Below are 14,134 nucleotides of genomic sequence, written 5' to 3' on the forward strand. Positions count from 1 at the left end.
CTCACCTGCCCGAGGAGAACCCGTCTTGACCGCCACCGAGCCCGTCGCCGCCCCCGCAGCGGAGAGCGACATAGCCGCCGACGAGCCCCAGCCCGCACCTGGCGCGACCCCGCCCCGCACCCCGCTGATCGCCCGCGCCGCCGCCGAGCTCGTCGGCAGCGCGGCGCTGGTCGCGATCGTCGTCGGCTCCGGCATCCAGGCCACGAAGCTCACCCAGGACGTGGCTCTCCAGCTGCTGGCCAACTCCACCGCCACCGTCTTCGGCCTCGGCGTCCTGATCGCCCTGCTCGGCCCGGTCTCCGGCGCCCACTTCAACCCGGCCGTCACCATCGCCGAGTGGTGGACCGCCCGCCGGGGCGGCGCAGGAGTCACCGCCCGCGAGCTGGCTGTTTACGTGCCTTCGCAGATCGTCGGGGCCATCGCGGGCGCGATCCTGGCCGATGCCATGTTCGGCGAGCCGCTGGTGAAGTGGTCGACCCACGACCGCTCCGCCGGTCACCTCCTGCTCGGCGAGGTCGTCGCGACCGCCGGCCTGATCCTGCTGATCTTCGGCCTGGCCCGCACCGACCGGCTCCGCTTCGCGCCCGTCGCGGTCGCCTCGTACATCGGCGCCGCGTACTGGTTCACCTCCTCCACGTCCTTCGCCAACCCGGCCGTCACCATCGGCCGCGCCTTCACCGACACCTTCGCGGGCATCGCCCCCGCCTCGGTCCCGGCGTTCGTCGGCATGCAGCTGGTCGGCGCGATCGTGGGCCTGGCGCTCGTGGCGGTCATCTTCATGCGCGGTAAGAACGACACGGAGCAGCCCGCGGCATGACGCTCAGCACGGATGTGGTGGTGATCGGCGGCGGCCAAGCAGGGCTCGCCGCCGGCTACCACCTGCGCCGTCTGGGCGTCGAGCACGTCATCCTCGACGCCCAGGCGGCACCCGGCGGGGCCTGGCAGCACACCTGGGACTCCCTCCATCTGTTCTCCCCAGCCCAGTACTCCTCGCTGCCCGGGCGGCTGATGCCCGCCCAGCCCGGCCAGACGTACCCGGACGCGCAGCATGTCGTGGAGTACCTCGCCGACTACGAGCAGCGTTACGAGCTGCCGGTCCAGCGCGGCGTGTGGGTCGACGCCGTCCACCGCGACGGCGAGTTCCTCCGCGTCGAGAGCGATTCGGGCGACTGGAGGGCTCGCGCGGTGGTCAGCGCGACCGGCACCTGGACCCGCCCGTTCATCCCCGCCGTCCCCGGCCGCCGAGAGTTCTCCGGCCGCCAGCTCCACACGGTGCAGTACAAAAGCCCCGCCGAGTTCGCCGGTCAGCGGGTGATCGTGGTCGGCGGCGGCAACTCCGGCGCCCAGGTCGCCGCCGACCTCGCCTCCGTGGCCGAACTGACGTGGGCCACCCAGCGTCCGCCCCGCTACCTGGCCGACGACATCGACGGCCGCGCTCTCTTCGACGCGGCCACCGCCCGCCGCCAAGCGCTGGACGCCGGCCGCACCGACACCGGTGGCGTGGCCTCCCTCGGCGACATCGTCGCTGTGCCACCCGTACGCGCCGCCCGCGACGCCGGACTCCTGCACGCGAAGCCGATGTTCACCCGGCTCACCACCAAGGGCGCCGAGTGGGCCGACGGCACCCTCGCGGAAGCGGACGCGGTCATCTGGTGCACCGGCTTCCGCCCAGCCCTCGCCCACTTCGCCTCACTGCGCCTGCGTGGCACCCGCGGCCACATCGCAACCGCCGGCACCCGAGCTCTGGACGAACCCCGCCTGCACCTGCTCGGCTACGGCGACTGGACCGGCCCCGCCTCCGCCACCCTCATCGGCGTCGGCCGCACCGCCCGCGACGCCGCCCGCGAGATCGCATCTCTGCTGTCCTGACGCCCAGCGTGACCCCTGCTGACGCGCCTACCCTGGAAAGGCAAGGCTGTCCGGGGGGCCTGCCGGAAGGCCGTCCGATGCACATGCGCCACCACTTCCACATCGACCACGCGGGGCACTCGGTGAGCGTCACTGTCGAGACTGGCCGCAACCCTGTGGTGGAGGTCCTCGTGGATGGCAAGGAGGTCGCCCACGAGACGACTACCCACGACCGGCCCGTCGTCCTCCCCATTGAACTGCCCACCGACCCGCCGACTCCGGCTGAGGTCAGGACGGCATCGGGGCCCGGCGTTCCGCGCTGCATGCTGCACCTACCTGACGGCGAGCAGCGCGTCATGTCCCCGCGCCCGTACTGACTGGCAGACGGGAAGCGTCAGGCGACGACCGGGCTGCGGCGCTCCAGCAGGACCACGTCGCGCCACACGCCGTGGTGGCGGCCTATGCGTTCACGGGTGCCGATGACCCGGAAGCCGGCCCGCTGGTGGAGGGCGAGGCTCGCGCGGTTCTCGGGGAAGATGCCGGACTGGATCGTCCAGATCCCCGCGGCCTCCGTCGAACCGATCAGTGCGGTGAGGAGCCGCATGGCGACACCCTGCCCCCGGGCGGCAGGGTGGACGTAGACGGAGTGCTCGACCACGCCCGCGTACGCGCACCGGTCCGAGACCGCGCTCGCCGCGACCCAGCCCAGGACCTTGCCGTCCTCCCCGACGGCGGCGAGGCGGTGCTCCGGCAGCTTGCCCGCCTCGAACGCCTGCCAGGTGGGGGCGGTGGTCTCGAAGGTGGCGTTGCCCTCGTCGATCCCCGCCTGGTAGATCGCCAGGACCTCATCCGCGTGCGCTTCGGCCAGCGGCGCGATGGTGATGCTCATGCGGAGGCCGCGCGGGTCAGGAGCTGGCCCATGGCGGCGAGCACCGCGGGCTCGACCCGGTAGTACACCCAGGTGCCGCGTCGTTCGGAGGACAGCAGCCCGGCCTCGCGCAGCTTCTTCAGGTGATGGGAGACCGTCGGCTGGGAGACACCCACGTCGGAGATGTCGCACACGCATGCCTCGCCGCCCTCGTGGGAGGCGACCAGCGAGAACAGCCGCAGGCGGACCGGGTCGCCCAGGGCCTTGAACATGACGGCGGTCCGCTCGGCCTCCTCGGCCGTCAGCGGGCGCTCAGACAGGGGCGGGCAGCACGCCGCCACGGCCTCCGGCTCCAGCAGCGGCAACACCTTCGTAGTCATGCCCCCATCATCTGACGAATTTCGACGGATGTCTATGTTGACGAACGTCGATCCAGGGTCCACTCTGGAGGCGTCAGGACATCGACAGACGTCGAATCAACTGGGGAGCCCGCCGTGAACGCATCCACCGAAGCCCTGCCCGTCGTCGTGATCGGCGCCGGCCCGATCGGACTCGCCGCGGCTGCCCGGCTCATCGAGCGGGACATCGAGCCCCTAGTCCTGGAGGCCGGCCCGGTCGCCGCGTCCGCCGTGCGCGACTGGTCGCACGTACGCCTCTTCTCCACCTGGTCCGAGGTCGTCGACCCCGAGGCCGAGAAGCTCCTCGCCCCCACTGGCTGGGTCAAGCCGGACGGTGCCACCTACCCGTCCGGTGGCGACTGGGCCGAGCTCTACCTCCAGCCCCTGGCCGACGTACTCGGCGACCGCGTCCGCTACAACGCGACCGTCACCGGCGTCTCCCGGGCCGGACGCGACCGCATCGTCGACGCCGACCGCGAGAGCCAGCCCTTCGTCATCCACCTCACCGGCCCTGGCGGCCGCGAGGAGAGGATCTTCGCCCGCGCCGTCATCGACGCCTCCGGGACCTGGTCCACCCCCAGCCCGGCTGGCGGCAGCGGCCTGCACGCACTCGGCGAGAAGAGCGCGGTCGACCAGATCACTCACCGCGTCCCCGACCTCAAGGACCCCGCCGTCCGGGCCCGGTACGCGGGCAAGCGCACTGCCGTCATCGGCTCAGGCGCCTCCGCCTTCACCGCTCTGGCCTACCTCGCCGATCTCGCCAAGACGGAGGACGGCACTGGGACGCACGCGACCTGGATCCTCCGGCGCGGGATCAGCGGCTCCACCTTCGGCGGCGGCACCGCCGACCAGCTCCCCGCCCGTGGCGCCCTCGGCCTCGCCGCCAAGGCCGCGGTCGACGGCGGATACGCCGACGCGGTCACCGGCTTTCGCACCGACGCCATCGAGAAGACCGAAGACGGCCGCCTCGTCCTCGTCGGCGAGGACGGCCGCCGCCTGGACCCGGTCGACGAGGTCATCGTCCTCACTGGCTTCCGCCCCGACCTCACCTTCCTGGACGAGCTCCGCCTCGGCCTGGACGAGCGCCTCCAGGCCCCGATCGAACTCGCCCCGCTGATCGACCCCAACCAGCACTCCTGCGGCACCGTCTACCCGCACGGTGCGAACGAGCTCTCCCACCCGGAGAAGGACGTCTACCTCGCCGGCATGAAGTCCTACGGCCGCGCCCCGACCTTCCTCGCCATGACCGGCTACGAGCAGGTCCGCTCCATCGCCGCCGCCCTCGCCGGCGACCAGGAGGCCGCCGAGCGCGTCGAACTCACCCTTCCCGAGACCGGAGTGTGCGGCGGCGCGGGCCTCTTCGACCAGCCCGAGGCCGCCGAAGAGACCGGCGGAGGCTGCTGCGCCGCCCCGGCCACCCTCACCATCGGAGCCCCCGCCTCCTCCGGCGGCTGCTGACCACCGTGCCCAACACCCAGGCCAGCGTGGCCGCGACCGGAACGGGGGTCCGGTCGCGGCCACGCGCCGCCCTGCCCGCCCTGTGCGCCACCCAGATCACCAGCTGGGGAATCGTCTACTACGCCTTCCCCGTCCTGGGCTCCCGGATCACTGCCGACACCGGTTGGTCCCCGGCCGCCACCACCGCGGCCTTCTCCGGCGCCCTGCTCGTCTCCGCTGTGGCGGGCATCCCCATCGGCCGGATCCTCGACCGCCGAGGACCGCGTGCCGTGATGACCGCTGGCTCCGTACTCGGCACGCTCGCCCTACTGGTGATCGCGACCGCCCCCAATCTCACTGCATTCAGTGTGGGTTGGCTGCTCGCGGGCGTGGCCATGGCCGCCACCTTTTACCCGCCCGCCTTCGCTGCCCTCACCCGCTGGTGGGGGCCCGACCGTGTCCGCGCCCTGACGATCGTCACGCTCACCGGCGGACTCGCCTCCACCGTCTTCGCACCCCTGACTGCAGCCCTCGCCGAGCAATTGAGCTGGCGCGCCACGTACGTGGTCCTCGCAGCGATCCTGGCCGCAGTCACCATCCCCGCGCACGCCCTGGCGCTTCGCGCCCCGTGGCCGGCCGCCCCACCGCCGCCACCCGCCGTCGGCCACACCCCCATTCCCCGCAGCCGCCCCTTCCTCCTCCTGGCCGCAGCCTTCACCCTCTCCAGCTTCGCCATGTACGCCGTCGTCATGGGCCTCATCCCACTCCTCACCGAACGCGGAGCAACGCCCGTTCAGGCTGCCTGGTCCCTCGGGCTCGGCGGAGCAGGCCAGACCCTCGGCCGCACCCTCTACGCGAGCCTGTCCGCCCGCACATCCGTCACCACCCGCACGGCCACCCTCATCGCCCTCGGCGGCGCGACCACCGCAGCCCTCGCCCTCATCCCTGGCCCCGTACCCCTCCTGGTGATCCTCGCGGTCCTGGCCGGAGTCATCCGAGGCAACCTCACCCTCCTCCAGGCCACCGCGGTCACCGACCGCTGGGGCACCACCCAATACGGCCGTCTCTCCGGGCTCCTCGGAGCCCCGGCCCACATCGCCGCCGCGCTCGCCCCGTGGGCCGGCGCCGTTCTCGCAGGCCCACTCGGCGGGCACCAGCACCTCTTCCTGCTCCTCGCAGCCCTCTCCCTCGTAGCCACGATCCTCTCGCTCGGAACCGTCCGATCGCAGAAAAGCACTGGGGGACGGGGGCTGAGCCATTCGTCAGCTGAGTCGGTCTAGTCGGCCACGAAGGTGGATGCGCGGAATGCGTTCCGGACCTCTGTGAGGGGGTCGCGGTCGCGGGTTAGGCGGATCTTGTTCGTGAGGAGGACGGCCCAGCGGCTCTGGGTGGGACTGATCCACATGCCGGTGCCGGTGAAGCCGTAGTGGACCCAAATGTCCTGGGCGGGGTCGGTGCCGGGGGCGGGGTGCCAGAAGAGGCCGCGAGCGGGGGTGAGTGCCCCGGTGTGGAGACGGAGGGACTCCTTGATCCAGGTGGGTCCGAAGGCGGCCGGAGTGGGGGCGAGCATGTGGCCGAGGAAGAGGGCGAGGTCCTCGAGGACGGAGAAGGTGCCGGCGATGCCGCAGACGCCGCCGAGGAGGCGGGCGGAGAAGTCGTGGGCGGTGCCCTTGAGATGGGTGCCGGTGGTCTCGTCGTACTCGGTGGGGGCACAGCGATCGGCCTCGGCGCTGGGGAGGGGGCCAAAGCAGGTGCGGGTCATGCCCAGGGGGCGCCAGACGCGGTCGGTGGCGAGCCGGTCCAGGGGATGGCCGGAGAGGTATTCGACGAGGTAGCCGAGGACGAGAGCGGCTCGGTCCGTGTACTCGACGGCTTCGCCGGGTCGGCGGTGGAGCGCTTCGTGGAGAACTCCGTCGCGGATGTCCTGAGGGTCGGTGCCGTAGAGGTTCTTGAGGTTGGCACGCAGGGGCAGCCCGGCGGTGTGGGTGAGCAGGTGATGGGCCGTGGCCTCGGCCAGGGGGTGGCCCGCGACCTCTTCCCAGAATGCGCCCAGCGGGGCGTGGAGCTGCACTTTCCCCTCTTCTACGAGGGTGCCGATGGTGGACCAGACGGCAAGAATCTTGGTGAGGCTGGCGACGTCGAAGACGGTGTCCAGTCGCATCGGCTCGTCGCGGTGGTCGGGGTCGAGGAGGCCGACGGCTCCGCTGGCCTGGATGCCGTCAGCGTCCCCGACCGCCCACACCGCGCCGGGGTAGACCTCGTCGCGTACTCCGGCCTGCAGGAGGTCTTCGATCCGGTCGCTGGTGTGGGTCATGGTCTCCCGATCGTCGTGGGCCGCGGGTGGTCCACTGGCCAGGTTAGTGACGCGGCCGGGGCGGTGCCTGTTGCGCCACAGGTGGTGTCAGGCGAGCCGTCCGCCGAGGTCGGCGATGGCTGCGACGGTGGTGCTGAGGGGGAAGCGAGCGGCGTTGGTGCGGCCGGATGCCCGGAGCATCTCCAGCAGGCCGGGGGTCGTGCGCAGGCGGTGCAGGTCGTGGGCTGCGGTGGTGGCGTTGGTGAAGTCGGTTGCCAGGCCGGTGCCGGAGAGGGCTTCGCTGAGTCCGGGGACGGGTTGGTAGAGGACGGGGAGTCCGCAGGCTTGGGCTTCGAGCGCGACGAGGCCCATGGCCTCCAGGGTGGTGGACGGCACGGCCAGGACGTCATGGTCGGCGAAGACCTTCCAGAGCTGCTGTCGGCGGAACCAGCCGAGGTACCGGACGTGGACGCCATGATGGCGGATGACCGGCGTGAGGTCGTGGAACTGGGCGCGCGGGGCGGCGATGCTCAGCTCGACCGAGGGGGTGGCCGAGACGGCTTGGAGGAGGGGTTCGAGGCCCTTCTCGGAGCTGAGGCGGCCTGCGAAGAGCACCCGCAGGTGGCTGGTGGGGCGCCGGGCGGGTCGCGGTGGTGGGCTGGTCAGGAGGTGGTCAGGGATGCCCCATGGGATCTTCTCGATCTTGCGCCGGTCTGTCTTGGGGGTGAGCTTGAGCAGGCGGTCGGCCATGGCGCCGGTTGGGACGACGATCGCGTCGGCGGCGGTGGCGGCCTCGCGCAGGACGCGCAGCTGCGTGCTGTGGTTCTCGGCGTACAGGAGGTCGGTGCCGTGGACGAACGCGATCCGCGGGTGGGCGGGCAGTGCCCGCAGGAGGGCGGGTGTGGCTCCGAAGGCCAAGTGGTGCAGGTGCAGGACGCCGATCTGACGCGGGTCGATGGCGGCCGTCATGGCGTGACGCAGGTTCGTGACGTACCGGTTGAAGGCGGGGCCGTTGATGGACTTGCCGGATGCGTGGAGGAGGTCGAGGCCGGTGGGGGTGCGGGGGCGGGGACCGTCGGGAGCGAGCATGAAGGCACGGGCGGGGATGGCGGGTTGTGCACCGGTGTAGAGGTCGAGGAAGAGTTCGACGCTCCCGCCAGGGCTGGGGTAGGGCAGGTCGAGGGCGGTGGCGACGAGGGCGTTCACCGGCGGCCTCCGGGGTTCTCCTCGTAGAGGCGCGAGGTCTCGATGCCTTCGCTGGAGCGGTACTTGAGGCCGTGCTGCTGGTAGCTGGCCGGGGCGCCGTGGGTGCGGAGGAAGACGAGCTTGCCGAAGGTCATGCCGGGTCGGACGCGTACGGGCCGGGTGGCTCGGATCTCCAGGGTCCAGCGGATCGCGTGGCCCTGGTGCCCGAGCGGCGCGGAGACGTGGACCCAGATGCCGAGGGAGCCGGTGGTCCGGTCGCCGTTGAGGAGCTGGGCATAGGTCTCGGAGCCCGTGCGCTCCAGGGTGTGGCCGAGGTAGAGGTGGTCAGGCTCCAGGACGTACCCGTCGTCGGGGAGGGTGAGCTCGTGGAAGGTGGTGGGAGCGGCGGCGTCGAGGTCGCCCTGGCAGACGCGGAGGGTGCTTCCCAGTCGCCAGTCGTACGCGTTGGGAGAGAGGCGCCTCGGGTCGTACGGGTCGATGGTGAGCTGGCCGGCCGCGTGGGCGGCGGCGATGGCCGGTCCGGTCAGGATCACGACGCCACCCCCGACGCGTCGAGGTCGCGCCAGTAGGCGGAGGGCTGGGGACCGGAGGCCGCCTGGTACTTGCCCGCGTACAGGTCCACCGGGCCTTCGGAGACGAAGAACATGATCTGCCCGATCCTCATCCCGGCGTAGACACGGACGGGGCGGGTCGGGGTGAGCATCAGCGTCCACTGCCCGTGGAATCCGATGTCCCCGATCGGTGCGGTGATCTCGACGAAGAGGCCGAGTCGGCCCACGGAGGAACGGCCGAACAGCAGCGGGACGAAGCAGTCGGAGCCCACCTCCTCCAGGGTGTGCCCCAGGTACAGCTCGCCGGGCTGCAGCGTGTACCCGTCGTCGCCGATCTGGATACGGCGCGTGAGGTTGGGGCGATGGGAGTCCAGGACCTCCTCCGTGTAGGTGAGCAGGACCGGTCCGAGGCGGACGTTGTAGCTGTTCGGGTTGACCTGGGCGGGCAGGAACGGAGCGATGCGCAACCGTCCGTCCTGTGACGCGGAGGTGATCTCGGGGCCGGTCAGGATCACTGGTCGTCTCCGTTCGTCAGCATGCTCCGGATCGCCGAGCCGAGGCCGAGGCCGGCGGGGTGGGTGCGGCCGCCGAGGCAGCTGTCGGCCAGGTAGTCGGTGGTCAGCACGCTCGTCAGCCCGGCCGGAAGGGGGTCGGGGGAGGTGACGAGCGGGCCGACCCGTTCGGTGAGGTGGGCGACGAGGGCCTCGGGGTCGTGGCGGTAGGCCGGCGCGACGCGGGCCTCGACCAGCGTGTTCGCGAACGGCTCGATGGCCAGCAGGTCGCCCGTGGTCAGAACCTCGCCCAGCAGTGTCGTGCGAACGGTGGTCTCGTTCAGGACGACCGCCTCCCTGCCCAGTCCGCTGCGGAGCCGGTCGGCCACGTCTTGAAGGACGGTCCGGCGGTCGAGCTGGTGGTTCCGGTAGGGCTTCGCGATCCGTCCGAGCGGTTCTGCCAGCTGAGCGTCGACCGCGGCCATTCGGTCCCGCAGAGAGGCGAGTTTGAGCGGCAGATCAGGTGCTAAGGCCGTGGAGGAGTCCGGGAACAGAGCCGTACGTCCGACCCAGCCGTCGGAAGTGGGCGCCGCGATGGCGTAGCCGACGGCGAGCTCGCGACCCTTGACGACGACGGTGTTGCCGACGCCGGCAGGGCCCGTGTGCTCGCTGTGGCAGTGGCCCGCGAAAATCACGTCCAGGAAGGGGCAGGCTTCGGCGAGCTTGAGATCTTCCTCGAAACCGGAGTGGCTGAGGAGCACCCAGGAATCGACGTCGTGGTGGTGCGCGAGCATCAGCTCACGCAGCGCCTGCACTGGGTCGGTCGCTCGGTGCCCGGACCGCTGGCCGACGGGGATCGAGTCAAACGCCTGGAGACCGATCACCCCGGTGACGGCCGTACGCCGACCTGCGACCTCCACGATGCGCAGCCGCCGGAAGAGGGATTTGCCCTTCACGGCGTCGACCGTGTTCGCGCACACGGTCCGTCGGTGGAGTGCCGGTTCGAAGTAGTGCGGCCAGCCGTGGTTCCCGGGGGCGATGGCGTCGTACAGGCCGAGCAGGATCTCCCTTTCCAGGGAGCCATGGCCCAGGCGGTAGTAGCCGGTGCCCTCGAAGAAGTCACCACAGTCCACCAGGAGACTGTCCGCCCGCGACTGGTGAAGGTGGCTGAGCAGCAGGCCATCGGCACCGAGGGCGGAGTGGACGTCGGTGGTGGCCATGATCTGGCGCAGCGAACGGCTCGTGGTCATGGGGCGACCTCACAGATGTCGGCGCCGAGGTGGAGGAGCTTGCCGGGCAGGTCGGCGTGGCCTCGGCGGAGCTGGTCGACGCCGCCGAGGGTGGTGATCCCGCGGGCGGTCAGAGCGGCGACCATGAGGGCGGATCCGGTGCGGATGTCCGTGGCCTCGACACCGGCCCCGGTCAGTCGCTGCGGCCCGGTCAGCCGGCACTCGGTGGGCGAGATCTCCTCGATCTCAGCGCCGAGCCTGGCCAGCTGGGGAAGCAGGTTGCCGTGTCGGCCGGGGTTGATCGAGTCGGCGAAAAGGTGCGTGCCGGGCTGGCTGAGGGCCAGGGCCATCAGCGGCGGCTCGAAGTCCGCGTCCAAGCCGCCCGGCGACAGGGTGGCGATGGCCCGCAAGGGCTGACCTGTCGGCCGGGCGTTTCCGCCATCAACGAGTAGGGCCTCTCCTTGTACTGAGGTGGGGATGCCCAGCCGCTGGAGCGCAGCCTGCAACGGCACGAGGTCGCGCCCGCGGACGCCCTCGATCCGCGCGTTGCCGCCGGTGGCGGCAACGGCACAGGCCAGGGTCCCCGCCTCGATCTTGTCGCCCGGTACGCGCCAGGCGGGGATCTCGGCGGGGATCGCCGCCGCCCTGAGGTCGAGGATCTGCTCGCTGACCCGGGCCTCCCAACCGACCGAGCCCACGGCGTCGAGCACGGCGAGGACTTCCGGCGACAGGTTCGGCAGACCCAGGCACAAGGCCCGTCCGGCGACGACCGCACGGAGCACGGCGGCGATCGTCGCGCCGCGCGACCGGAAGGGCAGCGCGAGGGTGACCGCGCCGGTACGCCGTTCCCCGGCCTCGACGATGTAACCGGCGTCCTGGACGGTCACGCGGTCACCGAACGCCTCGTACACCTTGAAGTGCAGATCCATCCCCCGCTCCCCGATCCGGCAGCCACCGGGCCAGGGCAGCCGGGCGCTGCCCTGTAAGGCAAGAAGGGCCGGCACCAGGTAGTAGGAGGCCCGGATGCTCGCGGCACGGCCCAGTTCGGCAGCAGCGGGTGCGGTCTCCGGCGCCATGACCAGCAGGCTGCCCTGCTGTCCGACGGCCTGAGCGACATGCCAGCCAGCCCCCTGGAGCAGGGCCAGCATGGACTGGACGTCGGCGCTGGCCGGGACGTTGTCCAGCTGGACCGTCCGTCGCACGGCCGCCGCGGCGGCCAGCATCGGCAGGGCGGCGTTCTTGGAACCGTCGACGGTGACAGAGCCGGAGAGAGGGCTCCCAGGGCGTACGGCGATCACCTCGGGGTTCGATGCCGAGGTTCGGGTGAGTGCCACGATCAACTCCTTCGAAGGGGACTTTGGTTGGAAGCCGTTCACCTGGCGCGGAAGGGGCCGACGGGCAGATCGAACTCGGCCCAGCAGGACTTGCCCGAGGCGTTCTGCTCGACGCCGTGTCGGTCGGCGAGAGCGGCGATGATCAGTAGGCCGCGGCCGTCCTCAGCGTCCGTACGGGTCCGACGCTCATGCGGGAGGGCCGCGCTTGGGTCGCATACCTCGACGCGCAACCGCCTTCCCTGCAGGCGAGCGGTCACGGAGGCGCCTCTGCCGCTGGTGTGCTGGACGGCGTTGGCGAGCAGCTCCCCGGCCACGGCTTCTGCGCTGTGCAGCTCGTCGTTGCCGAAGTCGCGGTGCCAGCCTCTGACCTCGTTCATCACCTGGCGCCGGGCAGAGGCGGCGCCTTCGGGCGTACCTGCCACCGGCAGGGTGACCTCGTGCACTTCCATGAGCGGCCTCCTGGAGGGGTGCGGTTCCACCAGGCAACCGGCTCATGGACGGGCTCCGCGATGCCCTGTGCGGGCGCGGCATCACTTATGCACGTTGTGCATGGCGGGCAAGTTCCGTGCCGCTAGGCTCGGTTGAGCAGGCAGGATCGGTCTCGGCAGAAGGGCCGTGGCGCAGATGGCCGACACACAGGGCGAGGCGCACCGCATCGGTGAACTGATCCGCCAAGCGCGGGTCTTACAGGGCCGCTCACAAGCGGACGTAGCCGCCGATCTCGGCTACCACCAGTCGAAGATCAGCCGCCTGGAGGGCGGGCGCGGAACCGACGACATCCGAGTCCTCCGCGACGTCGCCCGCATCCTGCGGATCCCGCCGGCCCACCTCGGGCTGGCGGAGACCGCCCTGGAAGCCGAGCCCGACGATCCGGAGACAGAGGACATGCTGCGCCGCCGTACCCTGCTTGCCGCCAGTGTCACCATGCTCGCTACCCCCACGCCGGTGGCGGTGGCGTATCCGGCCCTGGTCCAGGCCCTGCTTCCCGGCGTGCTGCCGGCTTCGGCGACGGAGTCATCCTCCGCGGAACAGCTTCGGCAGCGCGCCATGAACGTGCGGCGACTTCTGACCACATGCGACTACGCGGAACTGGAGCGAACGCTTCCCAGCCTGATCACGGATCTGCGCCAAGCGGCCCGCAGCTCAGCGCAAGCGGAGGAGGTGTCCCGCTTCCTGGCCACCGCCTACCAGACCTCGGCCAGCCTCCTACTCAAGCGGGGAGACGCGGGTACGGCGTGGCTCGCCGTCGGCAGGGCCATGGCAGAGGCAGAGCGCTTCGGTGACCCGCTCGTCCTCGCCGCCAGCGTCCGGCTCCAGGCGCACGTCCTGGTGCGTGAGCAGCACGCTCGCCAGGCGGTCACGCTGATCCAGCACACCGCTTCCCAGCTCACCGGCTCGTACGACCGCCGCTCTTCTCACCATCTCGCCGTCCTCGGCCTGCTCCTGCTGCGCGGAGTCACTGCCGCAAGCCGCGCCGGCGATCGAGCCGCCACCAGCGAGTTCGTCACCGAAGCCAAAGAGGTGGCGCAGTACGTCGCCCTGGACCAGCCGGACGTCTGGGCCAACTTCAGCCCGACCAACGTCACACTGCACCAGATCAGCGCCGCCGTGTCCTTCGGCGACGCCGGCATCGCCCTCGACGCCGCCCGCCCGCTCATGCGCCGCCACATCCCGGTCCCCGAGCGCCGAGCCGCCCTCTGGATCGAGACCGCTCGCGCTTACGCCCAGCAGGGCCGCCTCGCCGACGGCTATCAGGCCCTGCGGATCGCCGAGACCTGCGCCGCCCAGGACGTACGCCGTCCCGCCGTCCGCGAGCTGGTCGCCGACATGGCCGCCCGGGACCGCCGTCGTACGCTGCCAGAGCTCCACCATTTCAGCCGCCGACTGGGAGTACCCGCGTGACCGAGCCGCAGCGCAAGCCCTTCCTGTACGTCGTCGTGTGCGCGGCCGGGGTCGCCGGCGATGTCGGCAGACTGATCACCGCTGCACAGGAGCGGGGCTGGGATGTGGGAGTGGTCGCCACACCCCAGGGGCTCGGCTTCCTGGACGCCGCGGCTGTCGAGGACCAGACTGGGTACCCGATCCGCTCGGCGTGGCGTTCACCCGGCGAGGCGCGGCCGTTCCCGCCGGCCGACGCCATCGCCGTCGCACCGGCCACCTTCAACACGGTCAACAAGTGGGCGGCCGGTTTCGCGGACAACCTCGCCCTCGGGATCCTGTGCGAGGCCAGCGGCATGGGAGTCCCGACCGTGGTGCTTCCGTACGTGAACAGCGCCCTCGCTGCCCACCGGGCATACCAGAGAAGCCTGGCCGAGCTCCGCGAGATGGGCGTCCTGGTCAGCAGCTACCAACCTCACCCTCCCAAGTCCGGCGGAGGGGCCGACCGCTTTCCCTGGCCGGAGGCGGTCGAACTCCTGGCCCCAACAATCCGCACCGAGGCCGAAAGCCCTTGAGATGCCTCACGGCCGGCGTGGCCCGT

At 71.3% G+C, this 14,134-nt stretch carries 16 protein-coding genes; 7 read left to right on the forward strand and 9 right to left on the reverse strand.

Going from position 1 to position 14,134, the window contains the following annotated elements; all coding sequences use genetic code 11:
- Positions 1-25: 25 nt before the first annotated feature.
- From OG553_RS15695 to OG553_RS15705, 3 genes are all read left to right on the forward strand, one after another.
- A complete protein-coding gene (locus OG553_RS15695; RefSeq protein WP_405979577.1) occupies positions 26-817 on the forward strand; it encodes an aquaporin in 792 nt (263 codons plus the stop codon).
- Positions 814-1,869, forward strand: coding sequence for an ArsO family NAD(P)H-dependent flavin-containing monooxygenase (locus OG553_RS15700; protein WP_405979578.1), 1,056 nt, complete (start codon positions 814-816; stop codon positions 1,867-1,869). The genes OG553_RS15695 and OG553_RS15700 overlap by 4 nt, the downstream gene beginning before the upstream one ends.
- Positions 1,870-2,039: 170 nt before the next feature.
- Positions 2,040-2,225, forward strand: coding sequence for a hypothetical protein (locus tag OG553_RS15705; protein WP_405979579.1), 186 nt, complete (start codon positions 2,040-2,042; stop codon positions 2,223-2,225).
- A gap of 17 nt (positions 2,226-2,242) precedes the next feature.
- On the opposite strand, the gene OG553_RS15710 is transcribed toward OG553_RS15705, so the two are convergent.
- Both OG553_RS15710 and OG553_RS15715 read right to left on the reverse strand, forming a co-directional pair.
- The gene (locus tag OG553_RS15710) at positions 2,243-2,737 is read right to left on the reverse strand and encodes a GNAT family N-acetyltransferase (protein ID WP_405979580.1); all 495 of its coding nucleotides are present in this window, start codon (positions 2,735-2,737) and stop codon (positions 2,243-2,245) included.
- Positions 2,734-3,096, reverse strand: coding sequence for a helix-turn-helix transcriptional regulator (locus tag OG553_RS15715; RefSeq protein ID WP_266635092.1), 363 nt, complete (start codon positions 3,094-3,096; stop codon positions 2,734-2,736). The genes OG553_RS15710 and OG553_RS15715 overlap by 4 nt, the downstream gene beginning before the upstream one ends.
- Before the next feature lie 114 nt (positions 3,097-3,210).
- Between OG553_RS15715 and OG553_RS15720 the strand changes: the two genes are divergently transcribed.
- Together OG553_RS15720 and OG553_RS15725 are read left to right on the forward strand one after the other, a co-directional pair.
- Positions 3,211-4,572, forward strand: coding sequence for an NAD(P)-binding domain-containing protein (locus tag OG553_RS15720; protein ID WP_405979581.1), 1,362 nt, complete (start codon positions 3,211-3,213; stop codon positions 4,570-4,572).
- Positions 4,569-5,831, forward strand: coding sequence for an MFS transporter (locus OG553_RS15725; RefSeq protein ID WP_405983050.1), 1,263 nt, complete (start codon positions 4,569-4,571; stop codon positions 5,829-5,831). The genes OG553_RS15720 and OG553_RS15725 overlap by 4 nt, the downstream gene beginning before the upstream one ends.
- Here OG553_RS15725 and OG553_RS15730 read toward each other — a convergent pair.
- The 7 genes from OG553_RS15730 to OG553_RS15760 form a co-directional block, all read right to left on the reverse strand.
- Positions 5,828-6,865 (reverse strand): serine hydrolase domain-containing protein, encoded by a 1,038-nt coding sequence (locus tag OG553_RS15730; protein WP_405979582.1) that lies wholly within the window; start codon positions 6,863-6,865, stop codon positions 5,828-5,830. The genes OG553_RS15725 and OG553_RS15730 overlap by 4 nt on opposite strands.
- A gap of 87 nt (positions 6,866-6,952) precedes the next feature.
- Positions 6,953-8,050, reverse strand: coding sequence for a glycosyltransferase family 4 protein (locus OG553_RS15735; RefSeq protein WP_405979583.1), 1,098 nt, complete (start codon positions 8,048-8,050; stop codon positions 6,953-6,955).
- Positions 8,047-8,583, reverse strand: coding sequence for a dCTP deaminase domain-containing protein (locus tag OG553_RS15740; RefSeq protein WP_405979584.1), 537 nt, complete (start codon positions 8,581-8,583; stop codon positions 8,047-8,049). Before OG553_RS15740 ends, OG553_RS15735 begins: the two co-directional genes overlap by 4 nt.
- Complete coding sequence (gene dcd, locus OG553_RS15745; protein ID WP_405979585.1) at positions 8,580-9,116, reverse strand: dCTP deaminase; 537 nt, start codon at positions 9,114-9,116, stop codon at positions 8,580-8,582. Before dcd ends, OG553_RS15740 begins: the two co-directional genes overlap by 4 nt.
- On the reverse strand, positions 9,113-10,342 hold the full coding sequence (locus tag OG553_RS15750; protein WP_405979586.1) for a metallophosphoesterase: 1,230 nt from the start codon (positions 10,340-10,342) through the stop codon (positions 9,113-9,115). The genes dcd and OG553_RS15750 overlap by 4 nt, the downstream gene beginning before the upstream one ends.
- Positions 10,339-11,619 (reverse strand): UDP-N-acetylglucosamine 1-carboxyvinyltransferase, encoded by a 1,281-nt coding sequence (locus tag OG553_RS15755; protein WP_405983051.1) that lies wholly within the window; start codon positions 11,617-11,619, stop codon positions 10,339-10,341. Before OG553_RS15755 ends, OG553_RS15750 begins: the two co-directional genes overlap by 4 nt.
- Positions 11,620-11,693: 74 nt before the next feature.
- On the reverse strand, positions 11,694-12,104 hold the full coding sequence (locus OG553_RS15760; RefSeq protein ID WP_405979587.1) for an ATP-binding protein: 411 nt from the start codon (positions 12,102-12,104) through the stop codon (positions 11,694-11,696).
- A 175-nt stretch (positions 12,105-12,279) separates the two neighbouring features.
- Between OG553_RS15760 and OG553_RS15765 the strand changes: the two genes are divergently transcribed.
- Together OG553_RS15765 and OG553_RS15770 are read left to right on the forward strand one after the other, a co-directional pair.
- Positions 12,280-13,557: a helix-turn-helix domain-containing protein gene (locus tag OG553_RS15765; RefSeq protein WP_405979588.1), complete on the forward strand. Its 1,278-nt coding sequence runs from the start codon at positions 12,280-12,282 to the stop codon at positions 13,555-13,557.
- Positions 13,554-14,108 carry a flavoprotein gene (locus tag OG553_RS15770; protein ID WP_405979589.1) on the forward strand — a complete coding sequence of 185 codons (555 nt, stop codon included), beginning with the start codon at positions 13,554-13,556 and terminating at the stop codon, positions 14,106-14,108. The genes OG553_RS15765 and OG553_RS15770 overlap by 4 nt, the downstream gene beginning before the upstream one ends.
- The last annotated feature ends 26 nt before the right edge of the window (positions 14,109-14,134 follow it).

It is taken from the genome of Streptomyces sp. NBC_00158 (genome assembly GCF_045160885.1).
Classification (GTDB): domain Bacteria; phylum Actinomycetota; class Actinomycetes; order Streptomycetales; family Streptomycetaceae; genus Streptomyces.